The following is a 24,032-nucleotide window of genomic DNA, read 5'->3' on the forward strand; positions in this document are numbered from 1 at the left end:
TCCCTCCGCTCAGATCTCGAAATTGACCATGTTGCGCATGATGTAGACGCCAAGCGACATCCAGATGCCGGCGCCGATCATGATCAGGTGACCGCGCGGATCCGTGAACAGAACCAGCATGTATTGCGGCGATGTCAGATAGACGAGCACCATGACAACGAAGGGCAGAGTGCCGATGATGACGGCGGACGCCTTTGCTTCCATCGACAGCGCCTTGACCTTCGCCTTCATCTTCTTGCGCTCGCGCAGGACGCGCGAAAGGTTGCCCAAGGCTTCCGACAGGTTGCCGCCTGCCTGGGCCTGAATGGCGATGACGATTGCGAAGAAGTTTACCTCTTGCAACGGCATATGGGTGCCCATGCGCCCGCAGGCATCCGCCATGCTGAGGCCGACCTGTTGTGCCTCGACCACCCGGCGGAACTCTGTCTTGACAGGCTCCCGCGCCTCGGCCGCAACCAGGCGGATCGCGTCATTGAGCGGCAGACCGGAGCGAATGGAGCGCGTGATGAGATCCAGCGCATTGGGGAGCTCTTCGAGAAATTTGTTTTGCCGGCGCTTGATGAGGATACTCACGACCCACCGCGGCAGCCCGAAAATCGCAGCAAAAGGCAATCCCAGAATGACGAGGAGCGGCGCGCCGAGAATGAAAAGAACGAACATGACGAACAGGCCGAACAGCACGCTGAAAAGATAGAAGCGGGACGGCGTCAACGACAGGCCTGTCTGAGGCAGGCGCGCTTTCAGCGACTGCTTCTTCTTCGTGTTTTCCGACTGGCGTTTTTCCAGATCCTTGAGCGTGTCCTGAACCGATTTCCGCCGCTTGGACAATTCCTGAACACGGTCACGCGTCGCCTTGACCTTCATGCGGTCGGTTTCAGCCTGCTTGACCCGGTTGACGCGGCTCTCGGCCTTCTTCTGCGTCTCGATGCGCGAATAGAGGACGCCATAGCAGATCGCACCCGCGGAAACGGCTGAAAGCAGGACGATCAGTAGTACTACGGGGTCAACGCCGAACATCGGGATTCCTATTTCGCCTTCTGTTCCATCTCGTCGAGGGCGGCGGCCAGGCGCCTCTCCTCGTTATAATAACGGGCACGATCCCAGAAATGCGGCTTGCCGATGCCGGTCGAGACGTGCCGGCCGATGATGCGGCCGTTCGCGTCTTCACCATCGATTTCGTAGCGCATCAGGTCTTGCGTGATGATGACATCGCCTTCCATGCCGATCACTTCCGTGATCTGCGTGATGCGGCGCGAACCGTCACGCAGACGCGCAGCCTGAACGATCACGTCGACGGAGGTGGAAATGATCTCGCGCACGGTCTTGGCCGGCAGGCTGAAACCGCCCATGGCAATCATCGATTCGATACGGCTCAGGCATTCGCGTGGCGTATTGGCGTGGATCGTCCCCATGGAGCCGTCGTGGCCCGTGTTCATTGCCTGCAGCAGGTCGAAGACCTCAGGTCCGCGTACTTCGCCGACGATGATGCGTTCAGGGCGCATACGCAGGCAGTTCTTGACGAGATCGCGCATCGTGATCTCGCCCTCGCCTTCAATATTCGGCGGACGCGTTTCGAGACGCACGACATGTGGCTGCTGCAACTGCAGTTCCGCGGTGTCTTCGCAGGTGATGACGCGTTCATCACGGTCGATATAGTTGGTCAGGCAGTTCAGAAGCGTCGTCTTGCCCGAGCCGGTACCGCCGGAAATGACGACGTTACAGCGCACGCGCCCGATGATCTGCAGAAGCGTCGCACCCTCGGGCGTGATGGCACCGAAGCGGACGATCTGGTCGAGCGTCAGCTTGTCCTTCTTGAATTTACGAATGGTCAGCGCCGGACCGTCGAGCGATAGCGGTGGGGCGATGACGTTGACGCGCGAGCCGTCAGGCAGGCGGGCGTCGCAGATCGGGCTCGATTCATCGACGCGGCGGCCGACCTGGCTGACGATGCGCTGGCAGATGGAGAGAAGCTGCGCATTGTCGCGGAAGCGGATTTCAGATTCGACGGTCTTGCCGGCGACTTCGATGAAGGTCTGGCCGGCTCCGTTGACCATGATGTCGGAAATGTCGTCGCGGGCCAAAAGCGGCTCCAGCGGACCATAGCCGAGCACGTCGTTGCAGATATCCTCGAGCAGTTCCTCCTGCTCGGAAATCGACATCGCAAAGCTTTTGATCGTGATGATATCGTTGACGATATCGCGGATTTCCTCGCGTGCGGCTTCGTTGCCGAGCTTGGAAAGCTGCGACAGGTCGATCGTATCGATCAGCGCGGCAAAGACCTGCGATTTGGTGTCGTAATATTCTTCGGTGCGTGCCGACCGGCGTCGGCTGGGCGTCTGCATCGGCGGCGGAACCACCTGTTGACGCTGCTGCGATTGATCGCGAGACGGCTCTATCAGCACGGCAGGGGCAGCGGGCGTACCAGCTGCGGCGGGCGCACGCGCCGGCTGCGGCACAACGCCACCGCTCTTTGCTGGACCTTCATTTCCGCGCTTGCCAAACATGCCTTCAATCCAATTCTAATGCTGCAGCATGATTTTCAGGAAAGGGATGCCTTTCAAAAATCCATGCTAAATCAAACGACTACTTCCGTTTCAACAGGCCAAGCAGACCGCCCTTTCTCGTCTTCTTCAAAGCGACGCGCCCGGTAACGATGTGCGATATCTGCGAAAAGATTTCGGTAACCGGCGACTTCGGATCCGTCTCCGAGATCATCTGGCCGCTATTGGCGGCATTGCCGAACAGATTGATGTCGAAGGGGATGATGGCAATCGGATCGATCTCGAGCGGCGCGCAGAATTCCGATGGGTTGATCTCGGGGCGCTTCGGCATGCCCACCTGATTGAGAACGAGGTGTGGCGCCTTGTCGTTGGGACGCAGTTTGCGCAATGCATCGACCAGGTTCTTGGCGTTGCGCAGGTTGGCGAGATCGGGTGCCGCGCAAATGACGACCTCATCGACCGCCGCAAGCACCGAGCGTGTCCATTCCGTCCAGACATGGGGGACATCGAGGACCGCGACCGGCGCGCTGCGCTGAAGAACATCGAGCACCGGCAGGAATGCCGGCCCATCGAAATCATAAGCGCGATCCAGCATGGAAGGCGCCGCCAGCAGCGATAGATGCTGCGAGCATTTGGTCAGCAGTCGATCAAGGAAAACCTCGTCCAGACGCTCCGGCGAAAAGACGGCTTCGGCGATACCCTGGGCGGGATCCTGATCGAAATCGATGTTTGCAGTACCGTAAGGCAGGTCGAGATCGGCAAGAATGGTCTCGGTCGAGAACAGGCTCGATATCCCGAAGGCACAATTATGGGCGATGGTGGATGCGCCCACGCCGCCCTTGGCGCCGATGAAGGCGATGCTGCGGCCGAGCGGCTCGGCATCGGGATCGATGAAAATCCCCGCCATCGCCGTCATGAGGTCGGCCATGTCCATCGGCTGCACGATGTATTCGGAAATGCCGTTGCGGATGAGCTCGCGGTAAAGGCTGATGTCATTGTGATAACCGACGATGATTACCTTGGTGCTCGGATCGCAGACCGCGGCAAGCGGCGCAAGCTCTGCCAGCAGATTGCGCGCATTGGCGCGCGTCTCGAGAATGATCAGGTTCGGCGTCGGCGTCGACGCGAACATGTTCGCGGCGGCTGCCGTGCTGCCGCTGGTGATCCGCAGGCTGACTTTTGACATGCGCCTGTCATTGGCGCACTGGTCCATCACCCGCTGCAGTTGTTCGCTTTCGCAGAAAGCGTGCACCGAAATGCGCGGCAGCGGCCGCATGTTGTCGAGATTGCCGGAGCGTGGGGCTTCGGCCTCTTCCGCAGCAGTTGGTCCGATATCGTAGTCGATGGCGTTCATGATTTCGTCCTATTCCGCCGACGGCTAATTCTCATGCTCATTGGCTGGTCCCCCCGAAGCCGCCGATGGTGGCGGTGCTGGTCGCGACCGTGCCGTTGCGGTAATTGTCGATGACCTTGCCGCGCTGATCCGTATCGATCGGCGATGCGGCACGCGGCGATATCAGATCCGTTGGGTTGGCAACCTGTGCTGCGAGATTATGCTGGCTCGCGCAGCCAAAATTATAGTAATTCTGGTTGTCAAATGCGTTGTCGGCGAGGTCGTCAGGCCATTGGCCACAGGCGTTTGTGGTAGCCGTCGTGGCAGTGAAGCGCAAACGGATCGGCGCAGCGTCACCAGCATCGCCGGCGGGATAATAGGTTTCGACGATACGGGCCGACGGTATTCCGCTCCCCAGCAGTTCTTTTCGGATTTGCGGACGCAGCGCCGAGGCTGCCTGCGAATTCATCGACCCCCGTGGCAGCAGGATTTCGACCGTGCCGCTCGCACGACCGCGATATTCCTGCACGAAGCCGCGAATGGTATCGCGCATTCCCGTGGTCAGACGACGATCGCTGGAGGCAACCGGTATGTCGAGATTTTGCGCCTTCTCTGTCAGTACGATTGGATGGCGCTGGCGATAATCATCATTGATGGCGCTGGTCGTCATGCGATCGCGCGAGTCGGCACAGCCGCTTATGGCAGCGGCCGTGAGAAACAGGGCCGGTGCGATGAGGGCGAGCCTGGAGAAGCGAGGATTGCCAAGGCGAGGCGTACTGCGTTTGAGGCTGGCCATCTTTTGATCCCTCGTCAGTCCTGTTGAAAAGGCGCGCTTCATGGTCGGTGTCCCCTCACTTGTAGATGAAGCCGACAGTGCCGTGGAAATCGGCATCGGCGACCGGCGGCCCGTCCTTGCGGCCGTAGATCTTGTTGACACGATTCATGAAGAAGCCGCTGATATCGTTGCTCGGCGAGTAATTGTCGTCGGGGCGGGCAAGCTGGCTGCGGGCAACAGGGCGCACCAGATAGGGTGTTGCGATGATCACCAGCTCGCTTTCGTCACGCTGGAAACTTTTCTGGCGGAACAGCGCGCCAAGGATAGGTATTTTCGAGGCACCCGGCGTGCCGTTGGTAGTCTGCTGGATGCTATCGCTGAGAAGACCGGCCAGAGCGATCGATCCACCAGACGGCAATTCAACCGATGTATCGGCGGCGCGTTGGTTGTAGGTCGCCGTGCCGGCATTGGCCGTGCCAACCGGATTGGAAACCTGGGTCTGCACATGCAGGGCGATTCGTCCGGCTGACAGCACGACAGGCGTGAAGGCCAGACTGATACCGTAGGTGAAGGGTGTGACCGTGACGGTCCCGTCCTTATTCGTGACAGCGTATAGCGTCTGGCCGCCCGAATTGAAGGTCGCGGCTTGGCCGGAGATCGCCGTCAACGTCGGCTCGGCCAGCGTACGGACAGCACCAGCCTGCTCGAGGGCATTGAGATAAGTACTGATATTGTACTTGCCAACGGCTGTTTTGAACAGGCTGGCAAGACCACCTCCGCCGGCCGCCGCAGTCCCATCCGCGCCGGGACTGCCGAGCTGGGCAACCAGTTGTCCACCGGAGGAGTTGCGGACGAGATTGTCGAAGCCGATCTGTTTCAGCACGCTGCGCTTGATTTCAGCAACGGTCACCTTGAGCGTTACCTGATCCTCGCCTTCAATCTGCAGCATGTTGACGATCTGGGAGGTCTGTCGATCTTCGGCAAAGAGAGCAACACCATTGTTGGCGTTGGAGCCCGATGCCGTAGCCATTCGGGTCGTCGCCTCGCCGCCCTTGAGAAAGGCCTCGGCGAGCTGCGTTGCCCGTGTCGCGTCCTGCGGCGTGCGCACCGTACCAGTCAGTACGATATTGTCCGAAACAATCTCGACATTGATGTCGGAGTCCACGATGAAGCGCTTTAGGTTGGCTTGCAGGCCGGCAATGTCGCGCTCGATCTGAAGATCGAGGCTGACGATCTCCTTGCCGTCTGCGCCAAAGATGAAGATGTTGGTCTGGCCAACCGTCTTGCCGAACAAATAGATGCGGCGCGACGTGCGCGTTACGGCATCCGCCATCTTCGGGTCTGACACAAGGATATCATGGGCATCGGCCGGAAGATCGACCACGAGAGCCTTGTTGAGGCCGAGCTTCAAAGTGCGCTTCGTGCCGAAACCTGCGATGGTGACGATGCTGTCGGAACCGGCCGCAAACGCCGCCTGCATGCGCAGGAAAAGAGGGATGTTCGCCAGGGGCAATCCCGCAAAGGCGACCGAGAAGGATAGAGCTGCAGCGAGGGGGAGGCTGGCTTTCCTGCTTATCTTGAACATCATCCGGCCCCTTCTCATTGTGCTTTCGGCCCTGCAGGGCCATCGGTCACGATCGTCCCCGACTTGATGACCTGTACAAGTCCACCACCATTGTCGCCGGCCAGGAGATAGTCGGCCGCCGTCGTATCGGGCTGTTGCGCGTCGGCTACGGAGCGCAATGCCAGTGTCAGCCGATCCGCCATCTGGTGCGCGACGGCCAGGACTTTCGTCTGGTCCGGTGTCAATTCAAGCGTAGCGGTGGCGCCGACCACAGCCTTGCCGCCGTCCTGTTTTTCCTCGATCTGCTGATCAACGGCCAGAACGCGCACATTGCTGAGCACAGTCTCGGTGACGAGCTGCTGCTGGGAACCCTTGCGAACCATGATGACATCGACCCGGTCGTTCGGCAGGATGAAGCCGCCGGCGCCGGTGGAGACGGAAATCTCGGTCGCGACGGCACGCTTACCGGATGGCAACAATGAAGAGAGGATGCCGCTGCTGGAATCAGCGACCTTTTCCTCGCGAATCGGTTCGCCTTCAAAAATCGGCAGGCGGACGACCGCGCCGTTCAGATCCTTCAGTGCCTCAGGTCTTTGGTTTTCGGTGATCAGGCCCTTGACGACGCCGCCTTCCGGCCATGCCATCCAATGGACCATCTGCTCGTTCAACCGCGAGCCGACGGGCAGATTGGCGCTTGCGACGAGAACATTGACCGTCGCTTCCTTTTCCACAACCGCCGCAATCTGTTGCGGTACGATATCGCGCTTGCCGGCCAGACGCATCGCCAGCATGCCGGCCAGACCTGCCGCGACGGCCGCTACTGCGAGTATCATTATGCGAGCGGGTTTCATGGTCATTCCTTGGGGAATAGGATTCTTCGCCCCGTAGAATGCTCCGCAATTGGTGTAATTATGGTTAACGGTAGGTTACATTTATTATTACTTAACCATCAATACTTGATATGTATTAGAAAAATCATATACAATGATTTGAGTTAAACTGGCCGTCTTTCTGCTCAGATCATTCCGCGTGTCGCCGCGATCAGGAGCGGCGACGAGGGAAAGGCGAGCATGCCTCCAATGGCGATCGCAACGCCGTAAGGGATTTTCTTGGCGATCACCAATGAATTCGGCAGGGGAAGGCCCATAGCCAAGATGATGTTGGACTGTGACCGAAGCAGAACGATCAGCACCGTCAGCACGCCGCCGATAAACGCGACATAGATCAGGAATTCCAGAAGCGATGTGTCGAAGCCGAACCAGAGCGTGGCGGCCGCCAGCAGCTTTGCATCGCCACCACCCATGACGTTCAGCGCGAAGAATGCAAAACAGGCAAGAAAGACGATGCCGGCACCGGCAAAATGCATACCGATTTCGGGAAGCGTTAATCCGAAGATGGGCGCCAATACCAGGAATGACACAGCGAGCGCCAGGGAAACGCGATTTGGGATCGTCATCGTCAGCAGATCGGAGATCGCCGCGATCGACATGCAGAGCGGAAATATAAATAACGCAGCAGCTTCAAGCATGCTTTTACCCTGCTAAACATAAATACCGGGAACCGCTCATTTTACTGAACGGCTCCCGAAAATATTATGCCTCTGCGGCAATACTTTACTTAGTACCTACACCGTTGCCAGACTTATTCATCTGGGTAGCGATGTTCGTGAAGGTCGAGCTGAGCGTAGAGCCCAGGGTGGTTGCGCCAGTGATGATGGCGACCGAGATGAGAGCTGCGATCAGACCGTATTCGATTGCAGTCGCGCCGGATTCGTCCTTCAGGAAGCGCGAAAAAAGCTTGGACATAAATTTAACTCCACTTTGTTGACAGCACGTCCGCCAACTGTTGCCGTTGATCGGATGAGTTGCACGGTAGCCTCGTGCCGTTTCCATCGCTTTAAGGAAGTGGGTTAATAGGCTGTAAATATCGAAGCTCAAAAAGAATAGTTAATGGCGAGCTTATGTCTTCCCATCTATTTTTAAAGAAAATCTTCAGCTAAAAAGAAACTATTAGATGTATGAATATTAGTACGATATGCGACTTGCACCAAAGTAATGCATGCTTGGTGTAGAAAATCCGAAGCCGAAGCCAAAGATGGGACATTTGCATCATATTCGAACGGCCAGAGCTTGTCTTAATCGTTCATTCACCATTCTTTCTCATTCTGTCCGGCAAATCCTTTCGTCATATGCTTCAAGGGGCTCAACCATGCCAATCGGCGGCAAAACCGCATTTCTTATCGGTATCGTCGCTCTGGCCGGCATGACGCCGCAGCTCTCGCGCGCTGCCGGAGAAAGCATGCTGCGCGTCTATATGGATCACGCGCGCGTATTGAAGCTTGACCGCCCAGTCGCCAAAGTCATCGTCGGGAACTCCCAGGTCGCTGACGCGACCGTGGCGGACCCGAAAACCATCGTCTTGACCGGCCGCAACTTCGGAACAACGAATATCATCCTGCTCGATGCGGACGGCAACGCTATCGTTGACGAACAAATCCTGGTTTCGATCGATGAAGGCAATACGGTCCGCGTCTTCCGCCAGACGGATCGCGCCGTATTGTCATGCGCGCCCAATTGCGAGCAGCATGCGCAGCAACAGAACAATGCCGCAGCGGCCGCGCCGACCGGGCAATAGCTTTATTTATTATCGCAAATATTCTAAAGTAATATATAAGTACTATCTTCTTCTTAATAATCTCGACTTCCTTTAAATATAAAGAGAGAAGCGAAACGGATTATCAAGAAAGCATCTCTAGTTTCGTCCGCGTGTAATCGCCGCGGATGTTCGATGATACCAGACGACAATATTTCCGGGAGCAATAGTTCAGCGCGGCGACGCGCCCGCGGAGGCTTGCGCGAATTCGTCCGGTCTCGCGATGGCACTGCCGCCATCGAATTCGCATTGCTTGCGATTCCCTATTTCCTGATCGTCTTTGCAATTATCGAAACCTTCGTCGCCTTTACGGCCGAGCAAGTCGTTTCCAATGCGGTCGACACCCTGTCGCGCCAGATCAGAACCGGGCAAATGACCGCGGCCAACACGACTCAGCAGCAGTTTCGCCAGGCATTCTGCAATGAGATCTCGGTGTTGATCACTTGTTCGTCGACGGAAGTGGCGACACCCGCCAGCCTCTATGTCGATGTCGAAAGCTATTCGACCTTCGCCTCCATGCCGACAACCATTCCGCGCCAATCGTCAACGGACCCCTACTCCGATCTCAACACAACGGGGTTCACTTTCACGCCCGGCGGCGCAAAAACCTTGAATATGGTGCGCGCCTACTACCGTTGGCAGATCATCACCGATTTGCTGCGCCCCTATCTCAGCAACATCAGGCCTTCCGATGGCTCGATGCCGACGACCTATCTCATCGTTGCCACAGCGGCTTTCCAGAATGAGAACTATCCATGAGCGAGCAATCCAGGGTTGATAAAGAAGGCGCGCCCTTCGGCATCCTGCGGCGCTTTGCTCGGGATCAGCGGGGCGTCGGCGCGATCGAATTCGCCATTCTCTTCCCCGTGCTGTTGATGCTCTATCTCGGTGCGTTCGAGCTTACCGTCGGTCTCAACGTTTCCAAACGCGCCAGCCGCTCGGCCGGATCGATTGCGGATATCCTCTCGCAGCGGTCAAGCGTTGTCAAATCAGACCTCGCGACGATGCCCTCTGTCGTGGGCGCCATCTTTGCGCCCTACGCCACTACCGGCCTGACGTTGAAGATCACCGGAATCGCTGTCGACGCCGGTGGCAACGCCACCGTTGCATGGTCCTGGGCGCAAGATGGGACAAGACCCTATTCGCCCGGTACCGCCCTCACCGTCCCGAACAATATGAACCAGGCAAGCACCTTCCTCATACGCAGCGAGCTTGCCCTACCGTATCAGCTCATCAGTTTCGGAACCAATTTCCTGCCAAACGGCACCAACCAGATCACGATCAGCCGGCAATATTACTATCGCCAGCGCGTCGGTAGCTCGATCAGCTGTAGCGATTGCTGACCCCCCTCGGCGCCGCGGCCAATGGTACGCGGCGGCTTCAAACGGAAAATTGCCAAGTCGATGCCTCCGTTATATGGGTGACGTCCAAAGCACTGGGCAGAACCTGCAGGGTGCGGTGATCTTTATCGGGTGATCTATGGCGCGCGCCTTTCTTTTCGTTCTGGACTCTTTTGGCGTCGGTGGCGGCCCGGATGCGGCAAGCTATGGTGACGAGGGTGCCGATACGCTCGGCCATATCGCCGAGTTCTGCGCCGCAGGGGCAGCCGATCGCGAGGGCCTGCGCCAGGGGCCGCTGGCTTTGCCGAACATGTCTGCCTTCGGGTTGCTGGAGATCGCCAAGACGGCGACTGGGAATTATCCAGCTGGAATGCCGCAACCGGAAAGGCTTTACGGCCTCTATGGCTGCGCCAGCGAGGTTTCACGCGGCAAGGACACGCCATCAGGCCATTGGGAGATTGCCGGAACGCCGGTTACGTTCGATTGGGGTTACTTTCCAACCGAGGGCGACGCCTTCGCGCCGGAGCTGGTGAAGGCCATCTGCGAGGCAGCCGACCTGCCCGGCATTCTCGGCAATTGTCATGCCTCCGGCACGGATATCATCGCGAGGCTCGGCGAAGAGCATATCCGCAGCGGCAAGCCCATCTGCTACACCTCGTCCGATTCCGTTTTTCAGATCGCTGCCCATGAGCAGCATTTCGGGCTCGATCGACTGATAGAACTGAGCAAGATCGTGCGTACCCTTCTCGATCCCTACAATATCGGCCGCGTCATCGCCCGTCCCTTCATCGGCGAGACTGTGGCGACCTTCGAGCGGACCGGCAATCGCCGTGACTTCTCGGTGTTGCCGCCAGAGCCCACCCTGCTCGACCGGCTCGTCAAAGCGGAGCGCAAGGTCCATGCCGTGGGCAAGATCGGCGATATCTTCGCCCATCAGGGCGTTTCGAGGGTCATCAAGGCCAATGGCAACATGGCGCTGATGGATGCCACGCTGAAGGCCATGGACGAGGCCCAGGACGGCGATCTCGTCTTCACCAATTTCGTCGATTTCGACATGCTCTACGGCCATCGCCGCGATGTGCCGGGCTATGCCGCGGCGCTCGAAGCTTTCGATGCCCGGCTGCCCGAGATGTACAAAAAGCTGAAGGCTGGCGATCTCGTCATCCTCACCGCCGATCACGGCTGTGACCCGACATGGCGCGGCACGGATCACACGCGCGAACGCGTGCCGATCATGGCCTATGGACCGGGCATCCGCCCGCGCTCAATCGGCGTCCGCCAGACCTATGCCGATATCGGCGAGACGGTCGCACAACATCTGGGAATTGCGGCAGGGCCGCATGGGAGGAGTTTCCTTTGACATCGCATTTGAAGAAGGTGGAGCTGCATTGCCATCTGGAAGGCGCGGCTCCGCCGGCGCTGACGCTTGCACAGGCGCAGAAGTATAACGTCGATACCAGCGCTTTCCTCAAGGACGGCGTCTATCTCTGGAAGGACTTCGCCGAATTCCTCGTCTGCTACGACAAGGTTTCCGAGGTCTACCGCACCGAGGAAGACTATGCGCTGCTGACGGAAACCTATCTGGAAGAACTTGCCGGCATCGGCACGATCTATAGCGAGCTGATCGTTTCGCCCGACCACGGCGACCGCATCGGCCTTGGTGCCGACGCCTATATGGCTGGCGTTTCCGCCGGCATCCGTGCCGCCAAGGCAAAGACCGGCATCGAGGCGCGGCTCATCGTCACCGGCGAACGCCATTTCGGCCCGGATCGTGTGGTGACGGCGGCCGAATATGCAGCCAAAAGCGACAATCCGCTGATAACGGGCTTCAACATGGCCGGCGAGGAACGCATGGGCCGCGTTGCCGACTATGCCCGCGCCTTCGATATCGCCCGCGAGGCCGGTCTCGGCATTACCATCCATGCCGGCGAAGTCTGCGGCGCCTTCTCGGTCGCCGATGCCGTTGAGCTGGTGCGCCCGGCGCGTATCGGCCATGGCGTGCGCGCCATCGAGGACGCCGACCTCGTCAAGCGCCTTGTCGATCTCGGCACCGTGCTGGAAGTGTGCCCCGGCTCCAACATCGCGCTCAACGTCTTCCCGGATTTCCAGTCGCATCCGCTGCGCAAGCTGCGCGATGCGGGCGTAAAAGTGACGATCAATTCCGACGACCCGCCCTTCTTCCACACATCGCTGAAGCGCGAATACGAGCTGGCATCGTCAGCCTTCGGCTTTAGCGACGACGAGATCAACGCGATGACGCGCACGGCGATCGGGGCGGCCTTTGTGGACGAGGCGACACGCGCTGCATTGCTGGCGAGACTGTAGAGGCTTGAATTCGGCCGCAGACTGGGGATGACATTTCCGAAAACGGCCTATTTTCTTGCACCAGAGGCGATTTCCGTGAAAGAAACATCTCATATCACGGAATTATTGGAAGGCTGAACCCATGGACGGCGTCACTGTCATCGATCACCCGCTTGTGCAACACAAGCTCACAATCATGCGCAAGAAGGAGACGTCGACAGGGAGCTTTCGCCGGCTGCTGCGCGAGATTTCCACGTTGCTCTGCTACGAAGTGACGCGCGATCTGGAGCTAACGATCGAGACCATCGAAACGCCGCTCCAGCCGATGGATGCGCCGATCCTCGAAGGCAAGAAGCTGGTCTTTGCCTCGATCCTTCGCGCCGGCAACGGCCTGCTCGAAGGCATGCTCGATCTCGTGCCTTCGGCGCGCGTCTCACATATCGGCGTCTATCGCGATCATGAGACGCTGCAGCCGGTCGAATATTACTTCAAGGCGCCGGAGGATGTTTCCGAACGCCTGATCATCGTCGTCGATCCGATGCTGGCAACCGGCAATTCCTCGATCGCCGCCATCGACAAGCTGAAGGAGCGCGGCGCTCACAATATCCGCTTCCTATGCCTGCTGGCTGCTCCGGAAGGCCTTGCCAATTTCCGTGCAGCGCATCCGGATGTGCCGGTCTTCACCGCGGCGATCGACAGCCATCTCAACGAGTTGGGCTATATCGTGCCCGGCCTTGGCGATGCTGGTGATCGCATGTACGGCACGAAGTAAACTCTGCACTATACTTTTCTTCAAGGCCCGGCAGTCTTCAACTGCCGGGCTTTTTATTGATTGCCTTAGCGGCATTTCAGCAAATCTGGCTTACACATGGTGATGCCCGCAGGAGGGGCCTTGCCGATGCTCGTTCGTCTTCTTGTCGTTGCCGGTGTTATTGCCGTTGGGGCTACCCAGGTGCCGATGCTCGTGAACGAATACGACAAAGCCACTCAGAAGCCGGCACCGGTAGAGGCGGTTTCCCTTGCGCCGGAAAAGATTGAAGCTCCTGTTTCCTATGGCAGCGTTCTGCTGCGTGCCAATGCGGGCGGCCACTATCAGGGCGACTTCACCATCAACGGCCGGTCTGTGCATGGAATGATCGATACGGGCGCGACCTATGTCGCCATCAACGAAAGCACAGCGCGCGGCCTTGGCTTCAGTAGTGTCGATCTCGACTATCGCTACACGATCCAAACCGCGAATGGCGCCTCCAAGGTCGCCCTCGTCAAGCTCGATCGCCTGGAGATCGGCAATATACGGGTCCGCGATGTCGAGGCTGTGGTGGCGAAAGACAATGCCTTGGTCACGTCGACCTTGATCGGCATGAGCTTCCTGAAGAGATTGAAGTCCTACAGCGTCCAGAACGACACGATGCGCCTGACGCAATAGCTGCGTGTCAGATCCGCGTGACGATGACGGGCGGCAGAGCGGGCGCGGCTTCGACGAGGCTATAGTTAGCCGCCAGGTCGGCTACGGCCTTTTCCGCGCTCGCCTCGTCCGTCGCATGAACAGTCGCGATACGATCGCCCTTGCTGACCTTCCTGCCGAGCGGCAGGATATCGCTGAAACCGACACGATGGTCGATCTTGTCCTGCGGACGACGGCGGCCGCCGCCGAGATCGATGACACTCATGCCGATCGCACGGGCGTCGCAGGCGCCGAGCCAGCCGTCAGAAGAGGCTAGAACCGGCTTTTGCACGGGTGCAGCCGCCAGATATCGATCAGGGTTTTCGAGGAGGTCGGCCGGACCGCCGAGACCATGCACCATGCGGCCAAACACCTCGGCTGCCTTGCCGGAGGAAATGGCGTCGCGTGCCTTGCCCTCCGCCTCGGCCTTGCTCGCGGCGATGCCGGCCTGAACAAGCATCTCGACGGCAAAGGCCAACACGACCGTTTCCAGCCGTGTGCCCGCCTTCTTGCCCTTCAGGAAATCCAGGCAATTGCTTAGCTCGACGACATTACCGGCCGCATCAGCGAGGGGTTGGTTCATGTCGGTGATCAGTGCCGAGGTTTTCACGCCGGCATCGTTGGCGACCTCCACCAGCGAGCGCGCCAGGGTCTCCGCCTCTTCCTGCGAGGTCATGAAGGCGCCGCTGCCGATCTTGACGTCGAGTACCAGGGTTTCCAGCCCAGCCGCCAGTTTCTTCGACAGGATCGAAGCGGTGATCAAGGGTGCGGAATCGACGGTCGCGGTAACATCCCGCACCGCGTAAAGCTTGCCGTCAGCGGGTGCGAGCGCGCTGGTCTGGCCGATGATGGCACAGCCGACCTCGTCAACCACCTTGCGGAAGCGGGCGGCATCCGGGGTAATTCCATAGCCGGGAATGGATTCCAGCTTGTCGAGCGTGCCGCCGGTATGGCCGAGGCCACGACCGGAGATCATGGGGACTGCGAGGCCGCAAGCCGCGGCGACGGGGGCGAGCATCAGCGAGACATTGTCGCCGACGCCGCCCGTCGAATGCTTGTCGGCGATCGGCCTGCCGATGCCGGACCAGGAGAGCGTATCGCCCGAGCGCGCCATGGCGAGCGTCAGGGCCACCGTCTCTTCCCGCGTCATGCCGCGAAACCATACGGCCATTGCAAATGCGCCGATCTGGCTTTCCGCCAATTCGCCGCGCGCCAATGCACCGACGAAGCCTTCGATGTCGGCGGCCGACAAAGTGCCGCCGTTCCGCTTCAACCGGATGATTTCCTGTGGGATCATCGGATCAATAGCCTGACGAAGCCGTCTTTGACTCTCCGCCGGCCAATACGCTGAGGATATCGTCGAGCAGGCTCGATGCGCCGAAACGGAAGGTCGAGGGCATGGCCCAATCCGGCGTCATGATGGTTTCGGCGAGGCTGAGATACAGCGCCGCATCGGCGACCGAACCGATACCGCCGGCCGGCTTGAAACCGACCTTGCGGCCGCTGGCGCGGATTGCCCGCAGCATGATGTCAGCCGTTTCAAGCGTCGCGTTGACGGCAACCTTACCCGTGGAGGTCTTGATGAAATCCGAGCCGGCGTCGATGGCAAGCTCGGAGGCGCGCTGGATCAGCGCAACATCTTTCAGCTCACCGGTTTCAAGGATCGTCTTCAGGATGACCGGTCCCTTGCACTCGGCCTTGACGGCGGTGACCATATCGGTGACGGCCTGTTCATTGCCGGCCAGAAGCGCGCGATAGGGAATGACGAGGTCGATCTCGTCGGCGCCATCGGCAATGGCCTCGCGGGCTTCGGCAGCAACATCGGCGACTTCCATGTCGCCAGCCGGAAAATTCACCACGGTCGCGATCTTGACCGCATGGCCTGTGCCGAGAATGCCGCGCGCCTGGGCGACGAAACGCGGCCAGATGCAGATGGCGGCGGTATTGCCATAGGGCGACTGGGCGCGGGCGCAAAGCGTCTCGATCTGCGCGGGCGTGCAATCATCCTTGAGATTGGTGAGATCAAGCAGGGAAAGCGCAACGGCCGCCGTTTCTCTGAGGGAATGGCTCGTCATGGGGAATCTCCTCCGTCCGCAATCATTTCTTTCAGGATGGCGGCAAGACGCGCGCCACCGACCGGAGCCATGTCCTTGGTCTCGTCATGCGAGAGTTCACCGCCGGTCATGCCAGCACCATAGTTAGTGACGACAGAGGCAGCGGCAACCCTCAGGCCGAAAAGACGCGCCAGAATGACTTCCGGCACGGTCGACATGCCCACGGCATCGGCACCCAGAATACGCGCCATGCGGATTTCCGCCGGCGTTTCGAAGCTCGGTCCGGAGAACCACATATAGACGCCGTGTGACAGCTTGATCTCGGCCTTTTCCGCCGCCTTGCGCATGCGCATGATCAGATCACTATCATAGGCGCTGGTCATCCCGACGAAGCGCCTGTCGCTTTCCTCGCCGATCAGCGGGTTCATGCCGGAATAGTTGATGTGGTCGGTGATCTGCATCACCGATCCCGGCGGCATCTCCTCGCGCAGCGATCCGGCCGAATTGGTCAGGATCAGCGTATCGACGCCGAGCGCCTTCAGGGTCTCGATCGGCACGCGCATGGCGTTGGCGTCGCCCTTTTCGTAATAATGCACGCGGCCCGACAGCATGACCACCGGGACATCGCCAAGCTTGCCTGCAACCAGCGTGCCGGCATGGCCCGAGACTGCGCTGACGGGAAAGCCCGGCAGTTCGGCATAGGGGATGCGCAGGGCATCGCTCACCTGATCGACTAGCGAACCAAGGCCGGAGCCGAGGATGATGCCATAGCGCGGCTTCAGCTCGCCGAGCTTCTCCCCGAGCATATCGATGGCGGCACTCATCCGAGTATCTCGGTTTCAAAGCTGAAGGGCAGCAGCTCGTCCATGGTCATGGTCTTCCTCACGCCGGTTTCGTCGCAAAGATAGATCCGCGTTTCCTTGCTGGCAAATTCGGCGATCTTCTGCCGGCAGCCGCCGCAGGGCGGGCAGAGCGGCAGCTTTTCGGCGATGACGGCCATTTCGACGATCTTCTTGGCGCCGCCCATGATCATATGGCTGATCGCCGTGGGTTCGGCGCACCAGCCCTGTGGGAAGGACAGGTTCTCGATATTGGCGCCGGCATAGATCTTGCCGTCCTCGGCGCGGATCGCCGCGCCGACGGGGAATTTCGAATAGGGCGCATGAGCGAAAGCCATCGCTCCGCGCGCGGCTTCGAACAGATCGTGCGACATGGACTAGCGCTCCTTGGTATAGGGCACGCCACCGGCCTTCGGAGGCTTGGCGACGCCGATGAAGCCTGCGAGCAGGATACAGGTCAGAATATAGGGCAGCGCCTGGAAAATCTGTACCGGCGCCTCGCCAATGCCCGGAATCGTCTTGCCCTGCATGAAATTGGCGAAGGCATCGAGGAAACCGAACAGGAGGCAGGTGAACATGATCGGCACCGGCTTCCATTTGGCGAAGATCAGCGCGGCAAGAGCGATATAGCCCTTGCCGGCCGACATATTGTTGATGAAGGCGGCCGACTGGGCGATGGAGAGATAGGTGCCGGAAAAGCCACAGAGAACGCCGGCGACGATCAACGACCTGTATCGCAGCCACTCGACCGAAATGCCGGCTGTATCGACGGCGCCGGGATTTTCACCGACGGCACGCAGCCGCAGGCCGAACCGGGTGCGATAGAGGATCCACCAGGAAATCGGCACGGCGAGGAAGGCCAGATAGGTCAGGATATTATTGCCGGAAATGACATTGGCATAGAGCGGCCCGATGAAGGGTACGTCACGAATGGCATCGGCGCCCGGCAGGGTGATGGCGGAAAAGCGCGAGGCGGCCGGCAGCGTCGGCGTGCGACCACCCTGCCCGAACCAGGCCTGGCCGAGAACGATGGTCAAGCCGGCCATCAGGAAGTTGATGGCGACGCCCGAGACGATCTGGTTGCCGCGATTGGTGATCGAGGCAAAGCCGTGCAGCAGACCGACGGAAACCGACACGAAGACGCCTGCGCCAAGCCCGGCCCATGGCGAGCCGCTGATCGAGGCGACACAGGCTGCCGCAAAGGCTGATGCCAGCATCTTGCCTTCGAGACCGATGTCGAAAATGCCGGCACGCTCGGAAAACAGGCCCGCCAATGCGGTAAAGATCAGCGGAATCGACAGGCGAATGGTCGAGCCAAGTATGCTGATGAGAAGATCATAATAGTCAGTCATGTGATCCTCACGTCCTGGCGAATGTTTGATAGATACGCACGAGCGCCGGCCGGAACATATATTCCAGAGCGCCCGCGAACAGGATGACGAGACCCTGGATGACCACGATCATGTCACGCGTGATGTTCGGCATATCGAAGGATAGCGCGTCGCCACCCTGGTAGAGGATGCCGAACAGGATCGCCGCCAAAATAATGCCGAAAGGATGGTTCCGGCCCATCAGCGAGACGGCGATACCGACGAACCCGGCACCTAGCACGAATTCGACCTGCAGGCGGGCCGACGAGCCCATGACCGGATTAAGCGCCATCATGCCGGCGAGACCACCGGAGATCAGCATGGCGATGATAACCGTACGGGCATAGGGAATACCGGCATAGACGGCGGCCGTCGGGCTGAGGCCGAGCGTGCGCATCTCGTAGCCGAGCTTGGTGCGCCAGACGAGCACCCAGACCAGCACGCACATGACCAGAGCAATCAGGAATGACACGTTCAAGGGTGCGGCACCGATGGTGGAGCCGAATATGGCCATCAGCCAGTCGAGCTTCGGCAGCTGACCACCCTCGAGGAAGGTGCGGGTTTCCGGCGCCATCTTGCCCTGCACGATCAGCACATGCACCAGGATGAAGTTCATCATCGCCGAGGCGATGAAGTTGAACATGATTGTGGTGATGACGACATGGCTGCCGCGCTTGGCCTGAAGCCAGGCGGGAATGAGCGCCCAGAGCGCACCGAAGATGGCTGCGCCGATCACCGCGAAGGGCATCGTCACATACCAGGGCACATATCTGTCCAGGGTCAGAGCGACCAGAGCACAGCCAAGGCCGCCGACATAGGCCTGGCCTTCCGAGCCGATATTGAACAGGCCGGCATGGATGGCGACAGCGACCGAAAGGCCGGTGAAGATGAAGCTCGTGGCATAGTAAAGGGTAAAGCCGATGCCCTCACCGCTGCCGAGAGCGCCCTGCAATAGCAGGACCAGCGCATCAAGCGGGCTCTCGCCGATGAACCAGACTACAAGGCCTGAGATCAGGAAAGCAACGATCAGGTTGAGGATGGGGATCAGGCCGTAGTTGATCCAATTTGGAAGCGGAACGGAAGCGGTACTCATCAAGGCCTCACGCGGCAATGCCGGCCATCATCAGGCCGAGCGTTTGTTCACCGGCCTCGGCCGACTTTTCCCCGACCACATGGCCGGCGAACATGACAAGGATGCGGTCCGACAATGCGCGGATTTCATCCAGTTCCACTGAGACCAGCAGGATCGCCTTGCCGGCATCGCGCATCTCGATGATACGGCGATGGATAAACTCGATCGCACCGATATCAACGCCGCGTGTCGGCTGTCCAATGAGGAGAGCCTTCGGATCGCGCTCGATTTCGCGGGCGACGACGATCTTCTGCTGGTTGCCGCCGGAGAAGTTGGCGGTCTTCAGCCGCGCATTCGGGGGGCGAATATCGTATTTCTCGATCTTCTCGATCGCGTCCTTGCGCATGGCGTCGAGATCGAGCATGCCGCCGCGCCCGTATTTGCGGTCGCGGTGATAGCCGAGCATGGAATTTTCATATTCCTCGAATTTGAGGACGAGGCCCATGTGGTGGCGATCTTCCGGAATATGGGCAAGGCCAAGGTCGCGAAGCACCGCGGGATCGGCGTTGCCGATCGGCTTGCCATGCAGGAGGATTTCGCCCGAGGCCGGCTTGCGGATGCCGGCAATGGCCTCCAGCAGCTCGGATTGACCGTTTCCGGCAACGCCGGCGATGCCTACAATCTCGCCGGCTCGGACATCGAAGGAGACATTGTCGACCATGGTGACGCCACGACCGTCCTTGACGGTGAGGTTGCGCACCGAAAGCAGGACATCGCCGGGATTGGGGGCGCCCTTCTCGACGCGCAGCAGCACACGACGGCCGACCATCAGCTCGGCCAGTTCTTCCACCGTGGTTTCCGCCGTCTTGCGGGTGGCGACCATCTCGCCGCGGCGCATGACCGACACCGTATCGGTGATCGCCATGATTTCGCGCAGCTTGTGGGTAATGAGCAGGATCGTCTTGCCCTGGTCGCGCAGCACCCGAAGAATGCGGAACAGATTGTCGGCCTCGGCCGGTGTCAGAACGCCGGTGGGCTCATCGAGGATGAGGATCTCGGCGCCGCGATACATCGCCTTCAGGATCTCGACGCGCTGCTGCTGGCCAACGGGAAGCTCTTCGATCACCGCATCCGGATCGACGTCCAGGCCGTAATCCTTTTCCAGCCGGCTAAGTTCGGCGCGAGCGGCGGCAACGCCCTTGGCGAGCAGCGCGCCACCTTCGGCACCCAGCATCACGTTTTCAAGGACGGTAAAATTCTCGACCAGCATGAAGTGCTGATGCACCATGCCGATGCCGGCTGATATCGCCGCCTGGCTGTCGCGGATGGTGATGGCATTGCCGTTGACGCGGATCTCGCCGCTGTCGGCCTGATAGAATCCGTAGATGATCGACATCAGCGTCGATTTCCCGGCACCGTTCTCGCCGATGATCCCGTGGATCGAACCTTTGGCGACGGTCAGGTTGATATCTTTGTTGGCGTGGACAGCACCGAACTTCTTGTCGATGCCCACGAGCTCAATGGCAGAGGTCTGGCTCACAATAATAGGCTCCCGAAACCGGATTCAGGATAAGAAAAGGGCGTATGACGTTTTGATCCGTCATACGCCCTTGTTTCATATCAGCTCTTCGGGCAGGCGTTGTCGACCGTATAGTCGTGGACCTTGACGGTACCGGCGACGATATCGGCACGAGCCTTATCGACAGCAGCCTGGATAGCCGCGGTGACGAGTGGCTTGTTATTGTCGTCGATAGCAACGGTGACGCCGTCTTCCTTCAGGCCGAGCTCCTGGGTGCCGGGCGTGAACTTGCCGTTCTTGGCATCGGAGAAGGCATTGTAGACGGCAAGGTCGACGCGCTTGACGACCGAGGTCAGAACCGAGCCCGGATGCAGGTAGTTCTGGTTGCTGTCAACGCCGATCGAAAGCTTCTTGTTGTCGGCAGCCGTCTGCAGCACGCCAAGGCCGGTCGCGCCGGCAGCCGCGTAAACAACGTCGGCGCCCTGGTCGATCTGGTTCTTGGTGAGCTCGCCGCCGCGAACCGGGTCGTTCCAGGCAGCGCCGGTCGTGCCGGTCATGTTCTGGAAGACTTCGATCTTCGGATTGGTGGCGCGGGCGCCCTGCTCGTAACCACATTCGAACTTGCGGATCAGCGGAATGTCCATGCCGCCGACGAAGCCGACCTTGCCGGACTTCGAGGACAGAGCAGCCATGACGCCTGCGAGGTAGGAGCCTTCGTTTTCCTTGAACTTGACGGAGCGGACGTTCGGCAGATCAAGGCTGTCGTCGATCAGCACGAATTCGGTCTTCGGATATTCGGCAGCAACCTTCTGGAGAGCCGAGGTCCAGGCGAAGGAGACGGCGATGACCGGATTGAAGCCCTTGCTGGCGAAGTTGCGCAGCGCCTGTTCACCCTGGGTGTCGCCGGTCGGCTCGAAATCGCGATAAGCGATGCCGGTTTCCTTCTTGAACTTTTCAGCGCCGTTATAGGCAGATTCGTTGAACGACTTGTCGAACTTGCCGCCGGTTCCGTAGACGATCGCGGGCTTGATATCGGCCGCAAGCGCCGTCGCCGACATGGCGGCCAAGGCGAAAAGGGTCAGAAGGGATTTTTTCATGAGTCGCAGCCCTGTTGTTGCTATCTTTGTTGGGTCCTCCCGCAAGCCCGTTGACCGGGCATGTCTGCGGAACCGCCGGCCTCCCCCGAGGCCAAGCTAGCGAGCATCCTTGCATGGCTGCATGAAAAATTCACGAGAAATTTTTCAGTTGGTAAAATTTTGTGGGAATTGCTGAAAACCCGCTCAAAGTAGCCGTTTTTTAAACAATTTTGCTTTCAAACTGCGATTTTAATAGTCATTGAGGCGGTTTTTACTTCCTTGCGGTCCACAGCCAGACCTGTCCGCGAGCGCCTTTTCCGGAAGCCCGAACTCCCCGAACAGCATAGCTCCCGGAGGCGCTTTACGACGCGTCAGGCGCTGAACCGACCGATCAGCGGCGGTCGTTTGTAAGCGATCATCCACAGCAGCAGCGAGATCACCAGGAACACGGCGAAAGCCGGCTGAAAAAGCAGCCATTGTATCGCCATGTCATAGAAGCGAGGGTGAACATAATAGGCGATCGCGGAGCGGACCGTGGCAAGCGATGATGGGCTGACGTCACTCCATGCGTCGCCCATCGGGGTCAATACTATTGCCGAGGCAGCAACCGACTGTATGGAATCGATGGTCCCGGCGATGACCGCAACCACCAGCGCGACGAGACTGGCAAAACGCAACAGGAAACGCATAAACTCCTCCGGATACTCAACTATCCTCGGCCATGCACGCTTGGCCGGTTGCACTATTTTTCCGTCCTTCATTGTAGATAAGTTGAGAATGAAACAAACGCAATGGAGGGCAAGCGCGTAGTTTTTTGTCCAGAAGTCAAAAAACTGTCAGATTCGGGTTGATCCCAGAAAATTCATCGGTATATATCGCGCCGTTCCCACAATAGCTCCTTTATCGGATGCGAAAGTGCAGATGGACAGGTGGCCGAGTGGTTTAAGGCGCACGCCTGGAACGCGTGTGTGCGTGAAAGCGTACCGTGGGTTCGAATCCCACCTTGTCCGCCATCTATATCCCGCTCGTACCGGAGACGTCAGTGACGGTATCGTGCGGAACGTGATGACGACCTTTCTTCCGCGCATTCAGATATAGCCGCAATTGCTTGCTTTCGAGATCTCTCATCAAGCGGCCAGGGTGATCCTGAAGACTGAGCCAGCCGCCCGGTCACAGCAACCAAAAGGCCCGGCCAACAATGTCGACCGAGCCCTCGATTAAGCGCTATCTGAAATTCCAATCCGCCAGCGGATCAGACTTTTAAACCGGGCTTCATGCCGCGGAGACCGGCAACTGCGCGAGATCCTCGAGCAGTTTCGGGCCGGTGGGTTCCCAGCCGAGCTTTTGCCGCGTCTTGGCGCTGGAGGCGTGCATGTCGCGTCCGGCAAACAGCGAGAGCCAGCCGAAATAGTCCTGCGTCTCTTCCTTGCTGATGGATTTGACCGGCAGGTTCAGGCGGCGGCCGATGGCCTCGGCAATATCGCGCATCGCCACGCCTTCCTCGGCAACCGCGTGGTACCGGGCATTCGGTTCGGCACGCTCGACGACAAGGCGATAAAGGCGCGCGACGTCGGAGAAATGCGCGGCCGGCCAGCGTTCGATCCCCTCTCCGACATAGGCGCACACGCCCTTCTGCCTGAAGATCTCGATCAAGGGGGTGATAAGCCCCTGCGAGAGCGGATCATGCACTTGCGGAAGGCGCACGACGGAGACGTTGACGCCGATTTCGCTGGCGAGGATTGCCGCTTCCTCCGAAGCCGCGCGGGGATGCTGGTCGGAGCCGGCGATGGCATTGTCTTCCCGGGCGGGTTCGCCCGGCACCGTGTTGGCGATGGGTGTTCCCGAGGTGATGACAAGCGGCTTGGCCGTACCGGCAAGCGCCGAGGCAAGCGTTGCGATGACGCGGCGATCGTCTTCGCAGTTGGCCACGAAATTCGAGAAGTCGTGGTTGAAAGCAAGATGGATGACGCCGTCCGCTTGCGACGCGCCGCTTTTCAGGATTTCGGCATCCTCGATCGTTCCTTGAAGAACCTCCGCACCGGCAGCAGCAAGCGCTACCGCTTTTTCTTTCGAGCGGCTGAGGCCAAGCACCTGATGGCCTGACGCGATCAATTCCTTCACAACATAAGAGCCGATATTTCCGGTGGCTCCAGTAACAAACACACGCATTGACACAGTCTCCTTATTTG

The 24,032-nt window shown here is 59.4% G+C and carries 25 protein-coding genes and 1 tRNA gene; 8 read left to right on the forward strand and 18 right to left on the reverse strand.

Going from position 1 to position 24,032, the window contains the following annotated elements; all coding sequences use genetic code 11:
* Positions 1–9 precede the first annotated feature (9 nt).
* From BSK43_RS08300 to BSK43_RS08335, 8 genes are all read right to left on the reverse strand, one after another.
* Entirely contained in the window at positions 10–1,017 is a 1,008-nt protein-coding gene (locus tag BSK43_RS08300) for a type II secretion system F family protein (protein WP_077468386.1), read from the reverse strand.
* Positions 1,018–1,025: 8 nt separating this feature from the next.
* Positions 1,026–2,504, reverse strand: a complete 1,479-nt coding sequence (locus BSK43_RS08305; RefSeq protein WP_077468385.1) for a CpaF family protein — start codon at positions 2,502–2,504, stop codon at positions 1,026–1,028.
* Between the two features lie 79 nt (positions 2,505–2,583).
* The gene (locus tag BSK43_RS08310; RefSeq protein WP_077468384.1) at positions 2,584–3,855 is read right to left on the reverse strand and encodes a CpaE family protein; all 1,272 of its coding nucleotides are present in this window, start codon (positions 3,853–3,855) and stop codon (positions 2,584–2,586) included.
* Positions 3,856–3,892: 37 nt separating this feature from the next.
* On the reverse strand, positions 3,893–4,630 hold the full coding sequence (locus tag BSK43_RS08315) for a CpaD family pilus assembly protein (protein WP_077468726.1): 738 nt from the start codon (positions 4,628–4,630) through the stop codon (positions 3,893–3,895).
* 55 nt (positions 4,631–4,685) lie between these two features.
* Complete coding sequence (locus BSK43_RS08320) at positions 4,686–6,194, reverse strand: type II and III secretion system protein family protein (RefSeq protein WP_077468725.1); 1,509 nt, start codon at positions 6,192–6,194, stop codon at positions 4,686–4,688.
* A gap of 14 nt (positions 6,195–6,208) precedes the next feature.
* Positions 6,209–7,024 (reverse strand): Flp pilus assembly protein CpaB, encoded by an 816-nt coding sequence (gene cpaB / locus BSK43_RS08325; RefSeq protein ID WP_077468383.1) that lies wholly within the window; start codon positions 7,022–7,024, stop codon positions 6,209–6,211.
* 164 nt (positions 7,025–7,188) lie between these two features.
* On the reverse strand, positions 7,189–7,701 hold the full coding sequence (locus tag BSK43_RS08330) for a prepilin peptidase (RefSeq protein WP_077468382.1): 513 nt from the start codon (positions 7,699–7,701) through the stop codon (positions 7,189–7,191).
* Between the two features lie 85 nt (positions 7,702–7,786).
* Entirely contained in the window at positions 7,787–7,978 is a 192-nt protein-coding gene (locus BSK43_RS08335) for a Flp family type IVb pilin (RefSeq protein WP_077468381.1), read from the reverse strand.
* 403 nt (positions 7,979–8,381) lie between these two features.
* Here BSK43_RS08335 and BSK43_RS08340 point away from each other — a divergent pair, with 403 nt between their 5' ends.
* The 7 genes from BSK43_RS08340 to BSK43_RS08370 all read left to right on the forward strand — a co-directional run bounded on the left by BSK43_RS08340 (position 8,382) and on the right by BSK43_RS08370 (position 13,895).
* The gene (locus BSK43_RS08340) at positions 8,382–8,807 is read left to right on the forward strand and encodes a pilus assembly protein N-terminal domain-containing protein (RefSeq protein ID WP_077468380.1); all 426 of its coding nucleotides are present in this window, start codon (positions 8,382–8,384) and stop codon (positions 8,805–8,807) included.
* A 153-nt stretch (positions 8,808–8,960) separates the two neighbouring features.
* Positions 8,961–9,584: a TadE/TadG family type IV pilus assembly protein gene (locus BSK43_RS08345; protein WP_077468379.1), complete on the forward strand. Its 624-nt coding sequence runs from the start codon at positions 8,961–8,963 to the stop codon at positions 9,582–9,584.
* Positions 9,581–10,168 (forward strand): TadE/TadG family type IV pilus assembly protein, encoded by a 588-nt coding sequence (locus BSK43_RS08350; protein ID WP_136686799.1) that lies wholly within the window; start codon positions 9,581–9,583, stop codon positions 10,166–10,168. Before BSK43_RS08345 ends, BSK43_RS08350 begins: the two co-directional genes overlap by 4 nt.
* A 136-nt stretch (positions 10,169–10,304) precedes the next feature.
* Positions 10,305–11,525, forward strand: coding sequence for a phosphopentomutase (locus BSK43_RS08355; RefSeq protein WP_077468378.1), 1,221 nt, complete (start codon positions 10,305–10,307; stop codon positions 11,523–11,525).
* Positions 11,522–12,490, forward strand: coding sequence for an adenosine deaminase (locus BSK43_RS08360; protein WP_077468377.1), 969 nt, complete (start codon positions 11,522–11,524; stop codon positions 12,488–12,490). The genes BSK43_RS08355 and BSK43_RS08360 overlap by 4 nt, the downstream gene beginning before the upstream one ends.
* A gap of 121 nt (positions 12,491–12,611) precedes the next feature.
* Positions 12,612–13,241 (forward strand): uracil phosphoribosyltransferase, encoded by a 630-nt coding sequence (gene upp / locus BSK43_RS08365; RefSeq protein WP_068400897.1) that lies wholly within the window; start codon positions 12,612–12,614, stop codon positions 13,239–13,241.
* A gap of 126 nt (positions 13,242–13,367) precedes the next feature.
* Positions 13,368–13,895: a TIGR02281 family clan AA aspartic protease gene (locus BSK43_RS08370; RefSeq protein WP_077468376.1), complete on the forward strand. Its 528-nt coding sequence runs from the start codon at positions 13,368–13,370 to the stop codon at positions 13,893–13,895.
* Between the two features lie 7 nt (positions 13,896–13,902).
* Here BSK43_RS08370 and deoA read toward each other — a convergent pair whose 3' ends face one another.
* The 9 genes from deoA to BSK43_RS08415 form a co-directional block, all read right to left on the reverse strand.
* Positions 13,903–15,210, reverse strand: a complete 1,308-nt coding sequence (gene deoA, locus BSK43_RS08375; RefSeq protein WP_077468375.1) for a thymidine phosphorylase — start codon at positions 15,208–15,210, stop codon at positions 13,903–13,905.
* Between the two features lie 4 nt (positions 15,211–15,214).
* Positions 15,215–15,988, reverse strand: a complete 774-nt coding sequence (deoC, locus tag BSK43_RS08380) for a deoxyribose-phosphate aldolase (protein WP_077468374.1) — start codon at positions 15,986–15,988, stop codon at positions 15,215–15,217.
* Positions 15,985–16,791: a purine-nucleoside phosphorylase gene (locus BSK43_RS08385; protein ID WP_077468373.1), complete on the reverse strand. Its 807-nt coding sequence runs from the start codon at positions 16,789–16,791 to the stop codon at positions 15,985–15,987. The genes deoC and BSK43_RS08385 overlap by 4 nt, the downstream gene beginning before the upstream one ends.
* Entirely contained in the window at positions 16,788–17,180 is a 393-nt protein-coding gene (locus BSK43_RS08390; protein ID WP_068400908.1) for a cytidine deaminase, read from the reverse strand. Before BSK43_RS08390 ends, BSK43_RS08385 begins: the two co-directional genes overlap by 4 nt.
* 3 nt (positions 17,181–17,183) lie before the next feature.
* Positions 17,184–18,158: an ABC transporter permease gene (locus BSK43_RS08395; RefSeq protein ID WP_077468372.1), complete on the reverse strand. Its 975-nt coding sequence runs from the start codon at positions 18,156–18,158 to the stop codon at positions 17,184–17,186.
* A gap of 7 nt (positions 18,159–18,165) precedes the next feature.
* On the reverse strand, positions 18,166–19,269 hold the full coding sequence (locus BSK43_RS08400; protein ID WP_077468724.1) for an ABC transporter permease: 1,104 nt from the start codon (positions 19,267–19,269) through the stop codon (positions 18,166–18,168).
* A 7-nt stretch (positions 19,270–19,276) separates the two neighbouring features.
* Positions 19,277–20,788 carry an ABC transporter ATP-binding protein gene (locus tag BSK43_RS08405; RefSeq protein ID WP_077468371.1) on the reverse strand — a complete coding sequence of 504 codons (1,512 nt, stop codon included), beginning with the start codon at positions 20,786–20,788 and terminating at the stop codon, positions 19,277–19,279.
* Positions 20,789–20,868: 80 nt separating this feature from the next.
* The gene (locus BSK43_RS08410) at positions 20,869–21,864 is read right to left on the reverse strand and encodes a BMP family ABC transporter substrate-binding protein (RefSeq protein ID WP_068400919.1); all 996 of its coding nucleotides are present in this window, start codon (positions 21,862–21,864) and stop codon (positions 20,869–20,871) included.
* Between the two features lie 350 nt (positions 21,865–22,214).
* Complete coding sequence (locus tag BSK43_RS08415; RefSeq protein WP_077468370.1) at positions 22,215–22,532, reverse strand: hypothetical protein; 318 nt, start codon at positions 22,530–22,532, stop codon at positions 22,215–22,217.
* Positions 22,533–22,766: 234 nt separating this feature from the next.
* Here BSK43_RS08415 and BSK43_RS08420 point away from each other — a divergent pair.
* A tRNA-Ser gene (locus tag BSK43_RS08420) sits at positions 22,767–22,856 on the forward strand.
* A gap of 259 nt (positions 22,857–23,115) precedes the next feature.
* Here BSK43_RS08420 and BSK43_RS08425 read toward each other — a convergent pair.
* Positions 23,116–24,012: an SDR family oxidoreductase gene (locus BSK43_RS08425; protein WP_077468369.1), complete on the reverse strand. Its 897-nt coding sequence runs from the start codon at positions 24,010–24,012 to the stop codon at positions 23,116–23,118.
* Between the last annotated feature and the right edge of the window lie 20 nt (positions 24,013–24,032).

Origin of the sequence: Rhizobium sp. P44RR-XXIV, assembly GCF_001999485.2 — a bacterium.
Lineage (GTDB): Bacteria > Pseudomonadota > Alphaproteobacteria > Rhizobiales > Rhizobiaceae > Rhizobium.

What these genes read in the sequence shown, in the direction of transcription:
- BSK43_RS08345 (WP_077468379.1), top strand. Translation starts at nt 8,961, where the DNA reads ATGATACCAGACGACAATATTTCCGGGAGCAATAGTTCAGCGCGGCGA.
- BSK43_RS08320 (WP_077468725.1), bottom strand. Translation starts at nt 6,194, where the DNA reads ATGTTCAAGATAAGCAGGAAAGCCAGCCTCCCCCTCGCTGCAGCTCTA.
- cpaB (WP_077468383.1), bottom strand. Translation starts at nt 7,024, where the DNA reads ATGAAACCCGCTCGCATAATGATACTCGCAGTAGCGGCCGTCGCGGCA.
- BSK43_RS08400 (WP_077468724.1), bottom strand. Translation starts at nt 19,269, where the DNA reads ATGAGTACCGCTTCCGTTCCGCTTCCAAATTGGATCAACTACGGCCTG.
- BSK43_RS08410 (WP_068400919.1), bottom strand. Translation starts at nt 21,864, where the DNA reads ATGAAAAAATCCCTTCTGACCCTTTTCGCCTTGGCCGCCATGTCGGCG.
- deoC (WP_077468374.1), bottom strand. Translation starts at nt 15,988, where the DNA reads ATGACGAGCCATTCCCTCAGAGAAACGGCGGCCGTTGCGCTTTCCCTG.
- BSK43_RS08310 (WP_077468384.1), bottom strand. Translation starts at nt 3,855, where the DNA reads ATGAACGCCATCGACTACGATATCGGACCAACTGCTGCGGAAGAGGCC.
- BSK43_RS08395 (WP_077468372.1), bottom strand. Translation starts at nt 18,158, where the DNA reads ATGACTGACTATTATGATCTTCTCATCAGCATACTTGGCTCGACCATT.
- BSK43_RS08415 (WP_077468370.1), bottom strand. Translation starts at nt 22,532, where the DNA reads ATGCGTTTCCTGTTGCGTTTTGCCAGTCTCGTCGCGCTGGTGGTTGCG.
- BSK43_RS08330 (WP_077468382.1), bottom strand. Translation starts at nt 7,701, where the DNA reads ATGCTTGAAGCTGCTGCGTTATTTATATTTCCGCTCTGCATGTCGATC.
- BSK43_RS08350 (WP_136686799.1), top strand. Translation starts at nt 9,581, where the DNA reads ATGAGCGAGCAATCCAGGGTTGATAAAGAAGGCGCGCCCTTCGGCATC.
- BSK43_RS08390 (WP_068400908.1), bottom strand. Translation starts at nt 17,180, where the DNA reads ATGTCGCACGATCTGTTCGAAGCCGCGCGCGGAGCGATGGCTTTCGCT.
- BSK43_RS08340 (WP_077468380.1), top strand. Translation starts at nt 8,382, where the DNA reads ATGCCAATCGGCGGCAAAACCGCATTTCTTATCGGTATCGTCGCTCTG.
- deoA (WP_077468375.1), bottom strand. Translation starts at nt 15,210, where the DNA reads ATGATCCCACAGGAAATCATCCGGTTGAAGCGGAACGGCGGCACTTTG.
- upp (WP_068400897.1), top strand. Translation starts at nt 12,612, where the DNA reads ATGGACGGCGTCACTGTCATCGATCACCCGCTTGTGCAACACAAGCTC.
- BSK43_RS08385 (WP_077468373.1), bottom strand. Translation starts at nt 16,791, where the DNA reads ATGAGTGCCGCCATCGATATGCTCGGGGAGAAGCTCGGCGAGCTGAAG.
- BSK43_RS08300 (WP_077468386.1), bottom strand. Translation starts at nt 1,017, where the DNA reads ATGTTCGGCGTTGACCCCGTAGTACTACTGATCGTCCTGCTTTCAGCC.
- BSK43_RS08335 (WP_077468381.1), bottom strand. Translation starts at nt 7,978, where the DNA reads ATGTCCAAGCTTTTTTCGCGCTTCCTGAAGGACGAATCCGGCGCGACT.
- BSK43_RS08370 (WP_077468376.1), top strand. Translation starts at nt 13,368, where the DNA reads ATGCTCGTTCGTCTTCTTGTCGTTGCCGGTGTTATTGCCGTTGGGGCT.
- BSK43_RS08355 (WP_077468378.1), top strand. Translation starts at nt 10,305, where the DNA reads ATGGCGCGCGCCTTTCTTTTCGTTCTGGACTCTTTTGGCGTCGGTGGC.
- BSK43_RS08315 (WP_077468726.1), bottom strand. Translation starts at nt 4,630, where the DNA reads ATGGCCAGCCTCAAACGCAGTACGCCTCGCCTTGGCAATCCTCGCTTC.
- BSK43_RS08425 (WP_077468369.1), bottom strand. Translation starts at nt 24,012, where the DNA reads ATGCGTGTGTTTGTTACTGGAGCCACCGGAAATATCGGCTCTTATGTT.
- BSK43_RS08305 (WP_077468385.1), bottom strand. Translation starts at nt 2,504, where the DNA reads ATGTTTGGCAAGCGCGGAAATGAAGGTCCAGCAAAGAGCGGTGGCGTT.